Origin of the sequence: Pseudarthrobacter defluvii (assembly GCF_030323865.1) — a bacterium.
GTDB lineage: Bacteria > Actinomycetota > Actinomycetes > Actinomycetales > Micrococcaceae > Arthrobacter > Arthrobacter sedimenti.
Window position 1 is genome coordinate 588,264 of sequence record NZ_CP066362.1, and the last position, 17,391, is coordinate 605,654.

13 protein-coding genes are annotated in these 17,391 nt (G+C 68.1%); 7 read left to right on the plus strand and 6 right to left on the minus strand.

Annotated features, from left to right (window positions below; all coding sequences use genetic code 11):
- The first annotated feature begins 6 nt into the window (after positions 1 to 6).
- The 3 genes from JCQ34_RS02900 (at position 7) to JCQ34_RS02910 (ending at position 3,866) form a co-directional block, all read left to right on the plus strand.
- On the plus strand, positions 7 to 579 hold the full coding sequence (locus JCQ34_RS02900) for a hypothetical protein (RefSeq protein WP_286401651.1): 573 nt from the start codon (positions 7 to 9) through the stop codon (positions 577 to 579).
- A gap of 79 nt (positions 580 to 658) precedes the next feature.
- On the plus strand, positions 659 to 3,466 hold the full coding sequence (gene ppc, locus JCQ34_RS02905) for a phosphoenolpyruvate carboxylase (protein WP_286401654.1): 2,808 nt from the start codon (positions 659 to 661) through the stop codon (positions 3,464 to 3,466).
- Positions 3,467 to 3,560: 94 nt separating this feature from the next.
- Positions 3,561 to 3,866 (plus strand): hypothetical protein, encoded by a 306-nt coding sequence (locus JCQ34_RS02910; RefSeq protein WP_286401657.1) that lies wholly within the window; start codon positions 3,561 to 3,563, stop codon positions 3,864 to 3,866.
- Here JCQ34_RS02910 and JCQ34_RS02915 read toward each other — a convergent pair.
- The gene (locus JCQ34_RS02915; protein ID WP_286401658.1) at positions 3,863 to 4,522 is read right to left on the minus strand and encodes a DedA family protein; all 660 of its coding nucleotides are present in this window, start codon (positions 4,520 to 4,522) and stop codon (positions 3,863 to 3,865) included. The genes JCQ34_RS02910 and JCQ34_RS02915 overlap by 4 nt on opposite strands.
- On the opposite strand from JCQ34_RS02915, the gene JCQ34_RS02920 reads away from it, so the two are divergent.
- The gene (locus JCQ34_RS02920) at positions 4,521 to 5,045 is read left to right on the plus strand and encodes an O-acetyl-ADP-ribose deacetylase (protein ID WP_286401660.1); all 525 of its coding nucleotides are present in this window, start codon (positions 4,521 to 4,523) and stop codon (positions 5,043 to 5,045) included. The genes JCQ34_RS02915 and JCQ34_RS02920 overlap by 2 nt on opposite strands.
- Positions 5,046 to 5,060: 15 nt before the next feature.
- On the opposite strand, the gene JCQ34_RS02925 is transcribed toward JCQ34_RS02920, so the two are convergent.
- On the minus strand, positions 5,061 to 6,044 hold the full coding sequence (locus JCQ34_RS02925) for an RluA family pseudouridine synthase (protein WP_286404270.1): 984 nt from the start codon (positions 6,042 to 6,044) through the stop codon (positions 5,061 to 5,063).
- A gap of 105 nt (positions 6,045 to 6,149) precedes the next feature.
- Here JCQ34_RS02925 and JCQ34_RS02930 point away from each other — a divergent pair, with 105 nt between their 5' ends.
- Positions 6,150 to 6,788: a winged helix-turn-helix domain-containing protein gene (locus JCQ34_RS02930; protein ID WP_286401661.1), complete on the plus strand. Its 639-nt coding sequence runs from the start codon at positions 6,150 to 6,152 to the stop codon at positions 6,786 to 6,788.
- A complete protein-coding gene (locus JCQ34_RS02935) occupies positions 6,781 to 7,473 on the plus strand; it encodes an SRPBCC family protein (RefSeq protein ID WP_286401664.1) in 693 nt (230 codons plus the stop codon). The genes JCQ34_RS02930 and JCQ34_RS02935 overlap by 8 nt, the downstream gene beginning before the upstream one ends.
- Positions 7,474 to 7,510: 37 nt before the next feature.
- Here the strand turns inward: JCQ34_RS02935 and JCQ34_RS02940 are convergent, their stop codons facing one another.
- Positions 7,511 to 9,007, minus strand: a complete 1,497-nt coding sequence (locus tag JCQ34_RS02940; RefSeq protein WP_286401665.1) for a PLP-dependent aminotransferase family protein — start codon at positions 9,005 to 9,007, stop codon at positions 7,511 to 7,513.
- A gap of 60 nt (positions 9,008 to 9,067) precedes the next feature.
- On the opposite strand from JCQ34_RS02940, the gene JCQ34_RS02945 reads away from it, so the two are divergent.
- Positions 9,068 to 9,742: a YczE/YyaS/YitT family protein gene (locus JCQ34_RS02945; RefSeq protein WP_286401667.1), complete on the plus strand. Its 675-nt coding sequence runs from the start codon at positions 9,068 to 9,070 to the stop codon at positions 9,740 to 9,742.
- Here the strand turns inward: JCQ34_RS02945 and JCQ34_RS02950 are convergent.
- From JCQ34_RS02950 to JCQ34_RS02960, 3 genes are read right to left on the minus strand one after another with little or no spacing between them, the layout of a single operon-like run.
- Positions 9,706 to 10,536: an Fpg/Nei family DNA glycosylase gene (locus JCQ34_RS02950; protein WP_286401669.1), complete on the minus strand. Its 831-nt coding sequence runs from the start codon at positions 10,534 to 10,536 to the stop codon at positions 9,706 to 9,708. The genes JCQ34_RS02945 and JCQ34_RS02950 overlap by 37 nt on opposite strands.
- Positions 10,529 to 15,691: a DNA glycosylase AlkZ-like family protein gene (locus JCQ34_RS02955; RefSeq protein WP_286401671.1), complete on the minus strand. Its 5,163-nt coding sequence runs from the start codon at positions 15,689 to 15,691 to the stop codon at positions 10,529 to 10,531. The genes JCQ34_RS02950 and JCQ34_RS02955 overlap by 8 nt, the downstream gene beginning before the upstream one ends.
- 59 nt (positions 15,692 to 15,750) lie before the next feature.
- Positions 15,751 to 17,310: an FAD-dependent oxidoreductase gene (locus tag JCQ34_RS02960; protein ID WP_286401673.1), complete on the minus strand. Its 1,560-nt coding sequence runs from the start codon at positions 17,308 to 17,310 to the stop codon at positions 15,751 to 15,753.
- Between the last annotated feature and the right edge of the window lie 81 nt (positions 17,311 to 17,391).

The window sequence follows — 17,391 nt, forward strand, 5'->3', positions numbered from 1 at the left end:
GGGGAGGTGGACATCCTTGCCGGAGTGAATCGGGAGTGGCTGGCGGCGCTCACCTGGATAGCAGCTGCGGCTGCCTGCGCGGGCGTGCTGGTGTGGCGGCGAAGGCGGGCGGACCTCGCCGCGCTCGCCGCCGTCGTCGTCTTCATGGCAGCAAACGTCGGCGCCGGCATCTATGTCCTCAACCACCTGGCGGACGGGCGCTGGGGCGGGGATGCGCAGGCCAAGCTCGCCGCGCCATCGTTGTCCGGGACTCCCGTTGTGGGCCAGTTCCTGCAGCCCCTTGAGGGGGCCATGGCCGGAATGGCCGGCGGCGTCAACGACTTCATCGACTTCCAGGCCGCACTGCCTGTGGCACTGGGCTTCTTCGCGGCCGCAGGCTGGGCCCTTGCCGCTTCGGTGCCGGTGGCACTGGCAGCCGCAGCGGTGCAGGCCAGGCGCGCACGCCGGCGGAAGGCCCAGGCTGCTGCCTGGCAGGACGAGGTGGAAAAACTACGCAACGAACTCGACGCGGTCAAACACCACCTGGGTATCACGACATCTTTTGAGACGGATTCCACCACCGCGCAGGAGCGGGGGTAGCATCTTTAGCTAGTAACGTGGCTCACAGTATCCAGCGCAGTGTACGAGCCAAGTCCGAACCCCTCGAAAGATTGTTTCAATGGCTCACACTGCAACACCTCCCGAGACCGATCTTGCCTCCGAACTGCGCGCGGACGTCCGGCGCGTCTCCACCCTGCTGGGCGAATCCCTGGTCCGCCAGCACGGTCCGGAACTCCTGGACCTCGTGGAGCAGGTCCGGCTCCTGACCAAGGAATCCAAGGAGGCGGCCCGCGGCGGTGCGCACGCCACCGGCCCCTGGAGCGCGCACGACGTCGTTGCCCAGGTCCGTGAACTCCTCGGCTCCCTGCCCATTGAGCAGGCAACCGACCTGGTCCGTGCCTTCGCGTTCTACTTCCACCTGGCCAACGCCGCCGAGCAGGTCCACCGCGTCCGGGGACTGCGGACCCGCGCCGAAAAGGACGGCTGGCTGGCCAAGACCGTGGCGGACATCGCCGCCAAGGCCGGACCCGACGTCCTGCAGGAAGTGGTTAACGGCCTGGACGTGCGGCCCATTTTCACCGCCCACCCCACCGAGGCCTCCCGCCGCTCGGTCCTGGACAAAATCCGCAAGCTCTCCGACGTCCTGTCCCAGTCCACCGCCGAAGGATCCACGGCCCGGCGCCGGCAGGACCGGCAGCTGGCCGAGATCATCGACCAGATGTGGCAGACCGACGAACTGCGCCAGGTCCGCCCCACTCCAGTCGACGAAGCCCGTAACGCCATTTACTACCTGGGCGGCATCCTCACCGACGCCATGCCCGAAATGCTGTCCGAACTCTCCGAGCTCCTCGGCGAGCACGGCGTCACCCTTGCCTCCAAGGACGCCCCCATCCGGTTCGGCTCCTGGATCGGCGGTGACCGCGACGGCAACCCGAACGTTACCGCGGCCGTTACCCGCGAGATCCTGCAGATCCAGAACCAGAGCGCCATCCGGATCAGCATCGGCATGATCGACGAACTGATCTCCATCCTCTCCAACTCCACAGCACTGGCAGGCGCGGACGAATCGCTGCTCACGTCCATCGACGAGGATCTGAGGAAGCTTCCCGGCCTGGACAAGCGCGTCCTGGAGCTGAACGCCCAGGAGCCCTACCGGCTCAAGCTCACCTGCATCAAGGCCAAGCTCATCAACACCGGCAAGCGTGTCGCCGTGAACTCCAACCATGAGCACGGCCGCGATTACAGTGGCACCGAAGAGCTCCTGGCGGACCTGCACCTGCTGGAACTGTCGCTCCGCAACCACTCCGCAGCCCTCGCTGCGGATGGCTCCCTGGCCCGGGTCCGCCGCGCCATCGCGTCCTTCGGCCTGCACCTGGCCACCCTGGACATCCGCGAGCACGCGGACCACCACCACGACGCCGTGGGGCAACTGATGGACCGGATCGGCGGTCCGGGGCTGCGCTACGCCGAACTCAGCCGGGAAGAACGCTTTGAGGTGCTGGGCTCCGAACTGGCTTCCCGCCGCCCGCTATCCGGCCACCCGATCAAGCTCGACGGCGCTGCCGATGGCACCTACGACGTCTTCCGCGAGATCCGCCGGGCGCTGCGCATGTACGGCCCGGACGTTATCGAGACCTACATCATCTCGATGACTCGCGGCGCCGACGACGTCCTGGCCGCGGCCGTGCTGGCCCGCGAGGCAGGGCTGATCAACCTCTTCGGTGACAAGCCCTACGCCAAGCTCGGCTTCGCGCCGCTGCTGGAGACCGTGGAGGAACTGCGGGCCTCCGCGGAGATCATCGACCAGCTCCTGTCCGACCCCTCCTACCGCGAACTGGTGCGGCTGCGCGGTGACATCCAGGAAGTCATGCTGGGCTACTCGGACTCCAACAAGGAATCCGGCGTGATGACCAGCCAGTGGGAGATCCACAAGACCCAGCGCAAGCTGCGCGACGTCGCCGCCAAGCACGGTGTCCGCGTCCGCCTGTTTCACGGCCGCGGCGGTTCTGTGGGCCGCGGCGGCGGGCCCACCTACGATGCCATCCTGGCCCAGCCCAACGGCGTCCTGGAAGGCGAGATCAAGTTCACCGAGCAGGGCGAAGTCATTTCCGACAAGTACTCCCTGCCGGAGTTGGCCCGGGAAAACCTTGAGCTCTCCCTGGCTGCGGTCCTGCAGGGGTCCGCCCTGCACCGCGATCCGCGAACCTCCGAGGACCAGCGGGAACGCTACGGGCACGTCATGGAGGCCATCTCGGACGCCGCCTTTGACCGGTACCGCAAGCTCATCGACCACCCGGACCTGCCCGCCTACTTCATGGCCTCCACCCCCGTGGAACAGCTGGGTTCCCTGAACATCGGGTCCCGCCCGTCGAAGCGCCCCGATTCCGGTGCCGGCCTGGGCGGCCTGCGCGCCATCCCGTGGGTGTTCGGCTGGACCCAGTCGCGGCAGATCGTGCCCGGCTGGTTCGGCGTGGGCTCGGGCCTGAAGGCAGCCCGCGAAGCCGGCCACTCAGCGCAGCTGATGGAAATGATGGACCACTGGAACTTCTTCCGCTCTGTGTTGTCCAACGTGGAAATGACACTGGCCAAGACGGACATGGACATTGCCGGCTACTACGTGTCCACCCTGGTCCCGGAGGAGCTGCACCACCTGTTCCGGACCATCCGCGAAGAGTACGAGCTGACGGTGGCCGAGGTGCGGAAGCTCACCGGCGAGAACATCCTCCTGGACGCACAGCCGACGCTGAAGCGCTCCCTGGAGATCCGGGACCAGTACCTGGACCCCATCAGCTACCTGCAGGTGGAGCTCCTGCGCCGCGTCCGCACCGAATCCGAAATCAGCGGAGCCGAGCTCGACGAGCGCCTCCAGCGGGCCATGCTCATCACCGTCAACGGCGTGGCCGCCGGCCTCCGCAACACCGGCTAATCTCTCCTGTTGCTCTATCACTTATGGTCCCTAACAGGCGATGTTAGGGACCATACGTGATGGAGCATCGGGGCGTTTGGATAGGGTGGAGGGCATGCCTTCCTTCCAGACCCGCCTCAAGATCACCGGGCTCCGGCCGGGCAATGCGCCGGAATCCGTCATGGACGCGGCCGTGGAGGCGTTGGGGACCCGGCACCACGTGGAGGCGCACCAGCTCCAGATCGCCGGAGGCGTGCCGCAGCTGAACCTGCGCTTCCTCGTGGAGGCGAGCGAATACAGCGGCGAGAACCGCCAGGCGGTGGAGTCGGCAGCCATGATGCGCGACGCCGTCGAACGCGTTGCGCTGACGGGTGCACTGAGCGTGCTGCGGCGCAGCCGCGGCAAGTGGCTGCCCGTCTAGCCTGCGTCGGGGATGGGCTCGTCCTCGACCGGGGAACGGGTGCCCCTGCGGCGGGTGACGATGATGCCCACGACGGCGCCGATCACCAGGCCCACCGCCACGCCGATGAGCGAGCTTGCCCAGAACGGCAGCTTGGTGGTTGAGCCGGTGAAGTAGCCAAGCCCCACCAGCCAGCAGGCCCACAGGACCGCCCCCAGGCCTGCGCACAGGCTGAAGCCGCGGACCGAAACGTTTGCCACGCCTGAGGCTGCCGAGGTGGCCAGCCTGCCGCCGGGGATGAAGCGCGCGCCGATGATGGTTCCGTAGGTGGAGGACCGCCCCGCCTTGGCCAGGGCCGCATGGATGCCGGTATGGACGCGCCGGCCCCACTTCCAGCGGTCCAGCACATGGCTGAGGCGTCGCCGGAAGAGATGGAAGACCACCATGTCACCAAGCCAGGACGCCAGGGCGGCGAGCACCAGCACCAGGAACACGTTGGCCCGGCCGTCCGCGGACAGGGCGCCGCCGGTGATCACCACCATTTCGGACGGGATGGGCGGAAAAATGGCGTCACCGATCACCATCGGGATGACCCACAAATAGAAGGTCGCTCCCCAGCTGTCGATGCCGCCGAAGTCCATTGCCACAAGGTACCGCACTTGGGAAACTGGCGGCATGCGGATCTCTGTTCTGCAGGGCGACATTACGCAACGGCGGGTGGACGTGGTGGTGAACGCCGCCAACGCTTCGCTGCTCGGCGGCGGGGGAGTGGACGGGGCGCTGCACCGGGCCGCGGGGCCGGAGCTGCTGGCAGCGTGCCGGGAACTGCGGGAAAGCGCGTTGCCGCACGGCCTCCAGACCGGCGCCGCCGTGGCAACCCCTGCGTTCCGGCTGCCGGCCCGCTGGGTGGTCCACACCGTGGGGCCCAACCGGCACGCGGGCCAGACCAACAGCGCGCTCCTGGTGTCCTGCTTCAGCGAAAGCCTGCGGCTGGCCCATACTTTGGGCGCCCGGGACATGGCCTTTCCCGCGGTGGGAGCCGGAGCCTATGGGTGGAGCGCGGCGGCCGTTGCGCAGGCCGCGGAGGATGCCGTGGCGGGGTTCCAATCCTTGCACCCGGACAGCGGACTGGCGCTGGTGGAGTTCGTGCTGCACACCGCCGGGATCGAGGCCGTGTTCAGGGACGTGCTCGGGGTTTAGGGACGTACCCGAAGCTTAGGGCTGTGCCCGAATTGCTTCGCTGAGCTCCAGGCCGCTGCGGTACTCCACTGGCTTCCCCGAGATAGGGTCTACGAACCGGATGCCACGGGCCAGGAGCTGGAGCGGCCTGGTGTAGTCGTCCGGGGCCTTGTCCAGCAGGTCCGGGTAGAAGGCGTCGTTCACGATCCCCAGTCCCAGCGAAGCCATGTGGACGCGCAGTTGGTGGGTCTTGCCGGTGTGCGGTTCCAGCCGGTACCTGGCGAGGCGGTTGGCACCCGAGGTTCCGTTCGCACTGGTTCCCCGGGCACTCATGGCCTTGCCGCCGTCGAACGTTTCCAGCCGTTCAATCCTGGTTTCAGCGTTCGGCTCGCCGTCGATGACTTCCGCCAGCAGGTAGCTGCGGGACTTGGTCATCCGGTTGCGGACCACCACCGGGAATTCGACGGCGGGATACCCCGGCGCGGGCTCGGCTGCGGACACGCACTCGTACTCTTTCTGCACCTGCCGTTTCTCGAACAGCACCTGGTACTTGCCGCGTGTCTGCGGATTGGTGGAAAAGAGCAGGACCCCGGCGGTCATGCGGTCCAGCCGGTGCATGGGGATCAGGTCCGGCAGGTCCAGCTGGTTCCGCAGGCGCACCAGGGCCGATTCCTGGATGTAGGTGCCGCCCGGCGTGGTGGGCAGGAAGTGCGGCTTGTCCACCACCAGCAGGTGCTCGTCCTGGTGCAGGATGCTGAGGTCCACGGGCAGGCGCGTCTCCTGCGGCAGGGTGCGGTAGTACCAGATGAAGGTGTGGTCCTCCAGCTTGGTGTGCCGGCTCAGGGGGATGCCGCCCTCGCCGACGATCTCGCCGGCGTCGAACCTGTCCTCGATGCCCTGCGGATCGATGTGGCCCCAGCGGTGCATCATGTAGTCCATCGCGGTGTCCCACGGCCCTTCGTCCGGAAGCCGCAGGCGGGTGGCGTTGACGCCGTCGCGCACGGGGAGGGGGGATCGCATCACCGGTCCATTCTACCGGGGCAGGATCGGCACCCTGCTGGCACTGTCCTCCCGACGACAAAAAAGTTCTTGACAAAAAAACTTGTCGGTTGCCAGACTGAAGGCATGCAGGACATCGCAATCATCGAGGACCCGGCTGCGGCCGAGGCATCCCTTGACCCCATCCGCACGCAGATCCTGCGCGAGCTGGTCCAGCCGGGCTCAGCCACGCAGCTGGCGGTCCGCGTGGGCCTGCCACGGCAGAAAGTGAACTACCACCTCAAGGCCCTGGAGCGGCACGGGCTGGTTGAGCTGGTGGAGGAGCGCCGGAAGGGCAACGTGACGGAGCGGGTGGTGCAGGCCACGGCGGCGTCCTACCTCATCTCACCCACCGCGCTCGCGGCGGTGTCCCCCGACCCGCGGCGGTTCGCGGACCGCTTCTCCGCCTTCTGGCTGCTGGCGCTGGCGGGACGGATGGTCCAGGAGGTGGGCAAGCTCCTTGCCGGCGCCGCTGCTGCCAGGCAAAAGCTGGCCACGTTCGCCATCGACGGCGACATAACCTTCCGCAGCGCCGCTGACCGTGCCGCTTTCGCCGAGGAGCTCGGCGTGGAAGTCACGCGTCTGGTGGACAAGTACCACGACGGCGGGGCAGCACCCCAGGGGCGGAGGCACCGGCTCGTCGTGGCGCTGCACCCTGCCCTCAAAGAAACCAATGCCCCCAAGGCAGCCAACCAAACAGCAGGCAAGGAGCAGGACAATGACTGAGAACCGAGACTTCGAAATCGTCTACGACACTGAACTTCCCGCCACTCCCGAGCGGGTCTGGGAAGCCGTCACCAACGGGACGCCGGCGTGGATGTTCCCCACGGACCAGTGGCCGGACGTCAAGACCGTGGAGGAGTACCCCCGCCACCTGGTGTCCCGGATGGACGGCCCGGACGGCTGGTTCAACCAGCTGGAGCACGTCCTGGAACCGCTCGACGGCGGACGCGCCCGGCTCCACTACGTCCACAGCGGCATCTTCGCGGACAACTGGGACCAGCAGTATGACGGCGCCAGCCGCCACACCGGGTTCTACCTGCACACGCTGGGCGAGTACCTGCAGTACTTTGACGGGCGGCCCGTGGTCTTCACCGACATCCAGGCCCCTGCGGCCTCCCAGGGGCCGGGCGGGTTCACCCTGCTCCGTGACGCGCTGGGCGCCGGTTCCGTGGAGCAGGGCGCCAAGGTTGATGTGGAGCTCGACGGCGTGGGGCGGCTTACGGGCGAGGTGGACTTCTCCAACGAGCACTTCCTGGGCATTCGCACCGCTGACGCGATGTACCGGTTCTTCGGCCGCAATGCGTGGGGTGCCCCCGTGGGCATGACGGTGCACGACTTCAGCGGCGCGGGTGATTCCGAGGCAACTGCCAAGGCGTGGGGTGGATTCCTGGAGCGCGTGTACGCGTAGCTCCCGCTTGCCGTTCCGGCGAGTCCGGTGGTGCCGGTCACGCGATGGCGACGGCGGGGGCCTGGGTCAGAGACTGCCGGAGCTGGGGTGCGGCGTCGAGTTTGTCCTGGGCCGCCCGCAGCGCCAGGACCGCGGTCTCAAGCTTGTCGGGCGGAAGGGTGAAGGGCAGCCGCAGGTTGCGTTCGAAGGCGCCGCCAATCCCGAAGCGCGGACCGGCTGCAAGCCTGAGGCCAAAGTCGGGTGCCAGCACTGTCAGGGCCGTGCTGATGGGTCCGGGCAGCCGGCACCAGACGGAGAGACCGCCCGGCGGAGGCGCCACCTGCCATGTCGGGAGGTGCTCGGCGAGGAAGCCGAGCAGTGCGGACCGGTTGCGGCGCAGCGACTGCAGCAGCGCGGGCAGTGGTTCCTCCAGTGCCCGGACCAGGTGGGCTGCTGCCAGTTGCTCCATCACAGGGCCGCCAAGGTCCAAGGTGGTACGCGCGGCGGCGAAACGCTGGATCATTGGTTCCGATGCCCGGATCCAGCCAGTCCGCAGGCCGCCCCAGTGGGATTTGCTCAGCGACCCTATGGACACCACGCTGCTGCTGAACCCGGCAAGGGGAGTTGTGGCAACGCCGTCGAGATTAAGGTCGCGAAGCGTCTCGTCTGCCACCAGCACGGTTCCTGCAGCTGCGGCCGCGCGCGCCAGCCGGCGGCGCTGGGCATCAGGCATGATCATGCCCGTGGGGTTATGGAAGTCCGGGACCACATAGGCAAGCTTTGGCTGTTGCTGCGCCATGGCGGATTCCAGCGCGGGCAGGTCCCAGCCGGACGCTGTGAACGCCACCGGGACCGGGCGGCACCGTGCGGAGCGGATGGCATCCAGCGCGTGGGGGTAACTGGGATGTTCCACCAGCACCCGGTCCTGCCGGTCCGTCAGGGTGCGGATGATGATGGTGAGGGCGTGCTGGGCACCGGACGTCACCATGATCTGTCCCGGCTGCGTCGGCACTCCGGCGGCTGAATACCGGTCCGCGACCGCCTGGCGCAACGGCAGCAGCCCCAAGGCGTCGTACCCGAAACCTGGGAGCAGGGCAGGAAGTTCCGTCAGGGCCGCGGCGAAGGCCCGGTGCACCACCTCGCCGCTCGCGGGCAGAGCGGAGTATGCCAGATCGATGAGTCCCCCGGGCGCAGCCAGCCCGGGCGCGCTCAGCCCTGGCCCCGCCGAGGGGCTGGCGGTAGGCGGCTGGGGGCCGAAGAGTGCCGGGCCGAACGGCGTCAGTTCAGGGATGCGGGTCTTACCGCGGCTCCCTTGCCCGCTGCTGAGGAATCCCTGCTCCCGGAGGCTGGCGTAGGCCGCGGTGACGGTGGTGCGGCTGACCGTCAGGGCTGTGCACAGTGAACGCTCGCTGGGGAGGGCTGTGTCGAGCGGGATCCGGCCATCGAGGATGAGCAGGCGCACCACGTCGGCCAGTTCACGATAGGCCGGGCCGGTTCCGCTGTTCCAAGGGCCAAGGAGGCGGGACAAAGCAAGGGCACTAAGCGCGGCAGCCATGTAGCCAGTCTTTCAGACTGGATATGTAATTCCATGCCAGTTGGCTGCGAACATGATTTTATGATGACCCGCAGACTGATCCAGCTCTTCACCGGCCTCGCCCTCTACGGCATCTCCCTGGCCATGTTCATCCGCGCCGGACTGGGCCTGGATCCCTGGGACGTGTTCCATCAGGGGCTGGCCAACCGCACCGGGCTCAGCATCGGCCTTGTGGTCATCATCGTGAGTTTCCTGGTGCTGTTGCTGTGGATCCCGCTGCGGCAGATGCCTGGATTCGGGACCCTGTGCAACGCCATCCTGGTGGGGGTGTTCGCGGACATCGGGCTGGCACTGCTGCCGCCGGTGTCCCACCTGGCCCTGCAGATTGTGCTCCTCGCGGGGGCCGTGCTGGTAAATGCCGTGGCCTCAGCCTGCTACATTGGCGCCGGCTTTGGCCCGGGCGCCCGCGACGGCCTGATGACCGGTCTGGCCCGCCGTACCGGATGGACCGTCAGGGTGTCACGCACCCTCATTGAGGTGACAGTGCTGGCGGCCGGGTGGCTGCTGGGCGGTTCGGTGGGCGTGGGCACGGTGGTCTACGCCCTGGCCATCGGCCCCCTGGTGCATGTGCTGCTGCCGCGTTTCACGGTGGCTGCCGCGCCCCGGAAATCCAGCAGTGAAAGCAGCGCCGCGAACTGTTGGCGGCCCGCTGAACGACGTCAGGTAGGAGCCGGCTGGCACTTCGGGCAGAAGTAGATGTCCCGCTCCTCTTCACCGTTGGGCTTGCCCAGGAGCCCACGCCGGATGGGTGTGCGGCATTTCAGGCACGGCTGGCGTTCCCGGCCATAGACCCAGTAGCCGGGCCTGCCGGCCATCCTGCCCACCGGCATGCCCCGGGTGTTGAGGATGGTGACGCGGCGGCCGGGTCCAAGGTTGACCTCCAGGAGCTGCTTGGCGTCGGTCATCATGGTCCGGACGTCGGCCACCTCGGAGACAGGCGTGGCGGGATGCGTTCCTGACAGGAAGCACGCTTCGCAGCGGTAGATGTTGCCGATGCCCGCCAGGTTCCGCTGGTCCAGGAGCGCTACTCCGATGGGGACTTCCGGACGGGAGCGGATGCGGCGTTCCGCCTCGTCCAGGTCCCAGTCCGGGCCCAGGAGGTCCGGGCCGAGGAAGCCGACGATGGCGTCTTCGTTCGCTGTTGCCACCACTTCCACAATGCCAAGCGAAAAGCCGACGGCGTCCGCCACTGCCGTGCGCAGCACGCACCGCGCGGTGAAGCCCGGCTTCCGCCACCTGCCGCCGGGCGGATAAACCTGCCACGCGCCTTCCATCTTCAGGTGTGAATGGATGGTGAGTCTCTTGTCCTCCGGGCTGACCACCCGCATCAGCAGGTGCTTGCCGCGGGGGACAACTTCGTCCACGGTCCAGCCGGCCAGGTTCAGTGTGGCGAACCGGGGCACGCGGAAGTCGGAGGCAAGCAGTGTCTGTCCGGCCAGGGCCTCGTGAAGTTGGTGGGCGGCCCGCCACACGGAATCGCCCTCAGGCACGGATCCTCAACCCCTTCGGCGTGGAGTAGGCACCGGCGGAGCTCAGGGCAGCAGCGACAGGGGTATCCAGGAGGTCGTGACCGTTCACCTTCTCCATGATCAGCTTGTCCACCGCCCCGCGGGTCACCACCCCCACCAGAGCAGCACCTGCTGCCGCCAGCACAGCGTCGTCCTCGCTGAACGCCAGAAGGGTCTTTCCACCGCGCTCCACGTAGAGCACCAGCGCCCCGTCCACCAGCACCACCAGTGCCCCCGCTTTCCGGCCCGGCCGGTGCCCCGTGCCGGCGTCTTCCTGCAGCGCCGGCCAGGGTAAAGCCGCGCCATAGGGGTTGGCGGGATCGGTGGCGGCGAGGGCCAGGGCCACGGGTTCGCCTTTTGCCAGTTGGGTGTCCTCCGAGTAAGAGCGAAGCCGGTCCACGGTGGCGGGAACCGCGAACTGGGCGGCACCCAGGTGCTCGATGAAGTAGCCGCGGCGGCACCGGCCTGCTTCCTCGAGCCGTGCGAGCACCTTGTACATAAGCCCGAAGCCGCCAAGGATCTGTTCCGCCATGACCGATCCCCTGGTAACCACGCCGTAGCGGTCGAGCAGGAGTTCGGCGGTAGCGCGGGCATGGATGGTGGGATCGAGTTCAGGCTCCGGAAGCGCCGACCAGCGGCCTGCCGCTGTAGGCGGTGTGGCGGCACCCTGCGTTCCGTACCGCCCGCCGGCCAGCCCGGGGGACCCCATCAGGCCGGTGCCATGGGAACGGCCCAGGCGGCTTAGCCGCGGGGCCCTGGCACGCGGCGCACGGGCCACTTGCCGGTGCGCGGTGTGGCCTCCGGCGATCAGGGCCCGCACAGGGGCGAAAGTGTCGCCGGTGATCCTCCCCGCCCACGCAAGGTCCCAGAGCGCAGCCACCACTTCCTGGTCGCCCAGGACGGCGTCCATGCCGCCGGCCACCTCCGTCAGTTGCCGGAAGAAGTACCCACCGCCGTTGTTGCGCAGGTGGTCCAGGAGCCGCTGTCCCGCGTCCCCCGGTTCGAACTCGGGCGCGGGGTTGAGCGTCAGCTCGGCCGAATCCGCCAGGTGCAGGCTTATCCAGCCGTCGTTGCCGGGCAGGGCGCCTGCGCCGGACCAGAGCACCTCGCCGGCGGCCATGAGTTCGTCCAGCATGGCGGGCTGGTAGTTGGACACGCGGGTGGCCAGCACCAGGGGCTCCCATGCCGATGCCGGGACGGGCACCCCCGAAAGCTGGTCGATGGCGGTAATGATGCCGTCCAGTCCGCGCAGCGAAGGCTGGCCGCGGCCACCGCCCGGCGTCCGGACGTGCTGCCACGCGGGCAGGAAGCGTCCGTAGGCGGCGGCATCCACCGGTTCCACTTCAGCGCGCAGGGCAGCCAGCGAACGACGGCGGAGCTTGCGCAGCACTTCCGCGTCGCACCATTCGCTGGCGATGGAATGCGGAATGTCCGGCGCGGGCGCTTCGGCGGGCGGCAGAGCCGTGCCGCCAGTTGGCTGCGCTGTTTCGTCGATCGGCGGTGCGCCGGCAGCACGGCCGGCCTCCGGCGGCCCGACTTCCAGGGGTGCGGCATCCGCCAGCGCTGATTCGGGCAGCGCGGCTGCCGTCGAGGTGACATGGGGGCGGAATTCGCCCTCAACGACGCGGCCGTCCGCGGCCAGCCGTTTTAACGCTGTTCCCACCACGGCCACGCCCAAACCGAGCCGGGCGGCTGCCTCGGCCGCCGTGAAGGGGCCGTGCGTCCGTGCGTACCGGGAGACAAGATCACCCAGGGGATCGGCAACCGGTTCAATGAAAGCCAACGGCACCCCCATGGGCAGCGGAACGCCGATGGCATCCCGCAGGCGCGCTGCATCTTCGACGGCGGCGAAGCGCTCAACTCCGCCGATGTTGACCTTGATGGCGCGGTTGGCACGCTGGAGGGCGGCGAGGTGGGCTGCCGCTTCTGCCACCGTGGCTGCGGGCATGGGCCCAGGCCCGGCTTCAGTATGTGCCGGGTCGTCGCCTTCACTCGGCGGCTCCGGAGCTGGAATGGCCGCGTTTCCGGGCGGCCCCGGCGCCGTGGTTTCCTGATCAGCCTCCGCCGCGCCCTGCAGCCGTGCTGCGGTTTCCGCGGGCGCCAACGGACCCAGCAGCCGCAGCAGGTCCGCGACGCCTTCCATCCCGCGTGCCCTGCGGTCCGGCGCCAGGCGCTGCAGTTCGCGTTCGGTGGCGTCGATGACCTTGGCGTCCAGGAGTTCGCGCAGCTCCACCCGGCCAAGCAGTTCGTTCAGGAGGGTGGAGTCCAGCGCCAGGGCGGCTGCGCGCCGTTCCGCGAGCGGGGAATCGCCCTCGTAGAGGAACTGGGCCACGTAGCCGAAGAGCAGGGACTTGGCGAACGGTGAAGGCTGCTGGGTGGTGGTCTGCAGGATCCGCAGTTCCCGCCGTTCCACGGATGCGGCGATGTCCTTCAACGCCGGCAGGTCGTAGACGTCCTGGAGGCATTCGCGCACCGTTTCCAGGACGATGGGGAACGTTGGGTATTTGCGGGCCACATCCAGCAACTGGGCCGACCGCTGGCGCTGCTGCCACAGCGGCTGCCGCTTGCCTGGGGTCTGCCGGGGCAGCAGGAGTGCGCGGGCTGCACATTCGCGGAACCGCGACGCGAACAAGGCGCTGCCGCCCACCTCGGCAGTGACGATCTGCTCCAGTTCCTCCGGATCAAAGAGGAACAGTTCAGCGCCCGGCGGCTCGTCCTCCATCATGGGCACCCGCAGCACGATGCCGTCGTCGGCCGCCATTGCCGAGCCGTCCAGCCCGTAGCGCTGGTGGAGCCGCTGCCCCACGGCCAGTGCCCACGGCGCGTGCACCGGCATGCCGAAGGGGCTGTGCAGGATGACGCGCCAGTCGCCCAGTTCGTCGTGGAACCGCTCCACCACCAGGGTGGTATCGCTGGGGACTACCTCCGTGGCCTGTTTTTGTTCGGTGAGGTACTGGATAAGGTTGTTCGCCGCGAAGTCGTCCAGCCCGCTGGCCTTGCACCGCTCCGCTGCAGGGCCGGCGTCGGAGGCCGACAGCTCGCGGACAAACGCTCCCAGCGCACGGCCCAGGTCCACCGGCCGCCCCAGGGAGTCACCCTTCCAGAACGGAAGTTTGCCGGGTTGCCCGAAAGCGGGGGAGACCAGGACGCGGTCGTGTGTGATGTCCTCGATCTTCCAGCTGGTGGCACCCAGGGCAAAGACGTCGCCCACCCGGGACTCGTAGACCATCTCTTCGTCCAGCTCGCCCACGCGACGGCCGCCCTTCGGGGCACGCGCCGGTTTTCCGTCCTCCGCAGGGGACTCCGCCCCTTCCTGCTCGGTGCCGATGATGTAGACGCCGAACAAACCGCGGTCCGGAATGGTGCCGCCGGACGTGACGGCCAGGCGCTGGGCGCCCGGCCTGCCTTCGATGGTGCCGGCGTTGCGGTCCCAGATGATTCTGGGCCGCAGCTCGGCGAACTCGTCAGAGGGGTAGCGGCCGGCCAACAGGTCCAGGGTGGCCTCGAATGCTGAGCGCGGAAGGGAGGCAAAAGGTGCCGAGCGCCGGACGGTGCTGAACCATTCCTCCACATCGATGCTGCCCAGGGCGGTGGCGGCCACAGTCTGCTGGGCCAGGATGTCCAGTGGGTTGGCCGGAATGCTGAGGCGCTCAATCTTGCCGTCCAGCATCCGTTCCACGGTGATTGCGGTGTGGACCAGGTCCGCCCGGTGCTTGGGGAAGAGGACGCCCTGGGAGATCTCGCCCACCTGGTGCCCGGCCCGGCCGACGCGCTGCAGGCCGCTGGCCACCGAAGGCGGCGACTCCACCTGCACCACCAGGTCCACGGCTCCCATATCGATGCCGAGTTCCAGGGACGACGTGGCCACCACACAGCGCAGCCGCCCGGACTTGAGGTCATCCTCGATGAGGGCGCGCTGGTCCTTGGAGACGGAACCGTGGTGGGCGCGGGCCAGGACAGGATCCGCACCGGCGGAGCTTCCGGCCTGGGCCATCATATGGGCGGGCGTGGCGGTTGACGCGGGAATGCCCGACGCCGTTGCCTCCCGGGTACCGGACGCACCCGCGTGCCCTTCCGGACTGGGGTCGTCCCAGCCGCCACCCACCGCGATCAGCTGGCGTTCGGCGTAGATTCCGTTGAGCCGGGCCGTCAGGCGCTCGGCGAGGCGCCGGGAGTTGGCGAACACGATGGTTGACTGGTTGGCCAGCACCAGGTCCACGATCTTTTCTTCCACATGCGGCCAGATGGATGCCTGCGGTTGGAGCCCGGAGGCTGGCCCGGAATCGAACGCTCCCGCTGCCCCCTGCAGGTCCGACATGTCCTCCACGGGTACGGAGACGGTGAGGTCCCAGTTCTTCCTGGCGGGCGGGGCCACAATTTCCACGGGGGCCGAACCGGCAAGGAACTGGGCCACGAGTTCCTTGGGTTCCACCGTGGCGGAAAGCCCGATGCGCTGCGCAGGTTTGGGCAGCAGCGCGTCCAGCCGTTCCAGCGAGACAGCAAGGTGGGCGCCGCGCTTGGTGCCGGCCACGGCGTGAACCTCGTCGATGATGATGGTGTCCACCTCGGTAAGGGTCTCCCGGGCCTTGGAGGTGAGCATGAGGAACAGGGACTCGGGGGTGGTGATGAGGATGTCCGGCGGGTTGCTCAAAAGGGCACGCCGGTCCGCCGCCGGCGTATCCCCGGACCGGACCCCCACCGTGATCAGCGGCGCGGGAAGCCCCAGCCGCTTGGCTGTCTGGGTGATGCCGATCAAGGGGGACCGCAGGTTGCGTTCAACGTCCACGCCCAAAGCCTTTAGGGGCGAGATGTAAAGGACCCGGGTCTTGCGTTTGGGCGCGCGGACACGCTTGCCCTTGGCGGGCGTCTCAGCTGCGACGGGTTCAGGGGCTTGGGGCGCAGACGCCAAGAGCCGGTCCAGTGCCCAAAGGAAGGCCGCAAGGGTTTTGCCGGAGCCCGTGGGGGCCACCACCAGCGCATGCGAGCCCGAGGAGATGGCGTTCCAGGCTCCTGCCTGCGCAGGTGTTGGCTCGGAAAACGCGCCCAGGAACCATTCCCGGGTGGGCCGGCTGAACTGGCCCATGGGTGCAGCTGCACCGGAAGCACTGCTGCCGGCAGGACGCTGTTCCTGGTTCATGCCTCCATCATGCCCCAAGCCACTGACAGTCAACTGCGCCCCATTCAACTCCACCCTGCTCAGGCAGTTCCGGCCTCCGGCAGGTCTTTGGTGGCGGGCCCTTCGAGCAACTGGCCCTCGTTGGTGAACCGGGAGCCGTGCAGCGGGCAGTCCCAGGACCGTTCGTTGTCATTCCAGTGCAGGATGCCGCCCAGATGGGTGCAGACTGCGGACAGCCGGCAGGTGATTCCGTCCACGGTGGACACTGCCACCGGACGGTTGCCGTCACGGTAGACCTTGCCCTGCCCTTCCGGTGGAGCGGCGGCATCGGACGGGCCAGCCGCCACAGGTGCCGGAGGAGCCTGATCCGTGCCGCGTTTCAGGCCATCGATCTTCCGGCCCCCGGCACTCACCTTTCCCCAGTCCGTGGCCATCCTGGCAGCCACGCCGGCGTTAAGCGTGACGGCGGAGAATGCACCTGCCGGCGATGTGATGCGGTGGTGGATGGTATCCGCCCAGGGCACCTGCCCGCCCAGGATGTCCGCGGAGATGCCCAGTGCGGCGGCTACGGCGTTGGTCATTCCCCACTTGTTGTAGCCGGTGCCAAAGTAGATCTGGCCCTTGCCTCGGGGGAGTTTGCCGAAGAACGGCATGAGGTTGGTTGGCATGTAGTCCTGCGCCGACCATGTATGGGTGGTGACGGCGCCGGGGTAATGCTTCCCGGCCCAGTCCAGCAGGCCTGCGAGGTGTGCCTTTTCGGACTCCGTGCGGCCTACCTGGTGCCCGTGTCCGCCCACCAGCAGCAGGTTCCTGCCGTCCACTTCGTAGTCGCGGAGGGAGTGGGTGGGCTGCTCAACGGAGATGTACATGCCCGGCGGAGGTGCCTGGTCCTCCTGGAGCTGGAGTGCGGCGGCATAGGAGCGGCTTGGCTTCAGCTTGGCGAAATAGAGGCCGCGGTCCAGGACGGGGATGCCGGTGGCCAGGACCACCTTGTCCGCTCTTACGCTGCCCCGGTCGGTCCGGACGGCGGAGGGGGAATCCCCGGTGACGTCGCGGAGGCGCACTCCGCTAACGATCCGTCCGCCCCGGCTGCGGATATCCGCCACCAGCGCATCCAGGACGTCCAGCGGGTTGATCTGGGCCTGGTTCCGCATGCGCACGGCACCGTGGACCGGAAAGGGCAGGCCGGCGTCGCGCACGTAGTCCACGTCCAGCAGGGCGGTGGTAGCGGCGCCGATCTCTTCCCGCAGCTTTTCGGTGCCCTGCGCGGAGGCGGCGTAGGTGTAGGCATCCCGTCGCTGGAAGGGCACATCCTGTTCCTCGAGGTAGCGCAGCAGCCACGACTGCCCTTCCCGGTTTCCGTCGACGTACGCCTGCACCTGTTTCCGGGAATACTGGCGGGCAAGCTGGGACAGGAACGTTCCCTGCAGCAGGGTTACTTTGGCCGTGGTGTTGCCGGTGGTTACGGCGCCGGGGTGGCGGGCCTCCAGTACCAGCACGCTCTGCCCGGACCTGGCCAGCAACAGGGCGGTGACCAGACCCGTGAGCCCGGCACCGGCAACCACAGTGTCGTACCTGGTGTCCGGTTCGAAAGGATCAGATGTAAAAGGGGTCCTGCGGTCCAGCCATATCGACGTCATGCCAGTCCAACCTGCCTCCGGTCCAAGGCCCTGACAGGCCACTTTGTGATGGGTCCGTTACTGACCCTTACTATCCGCGGC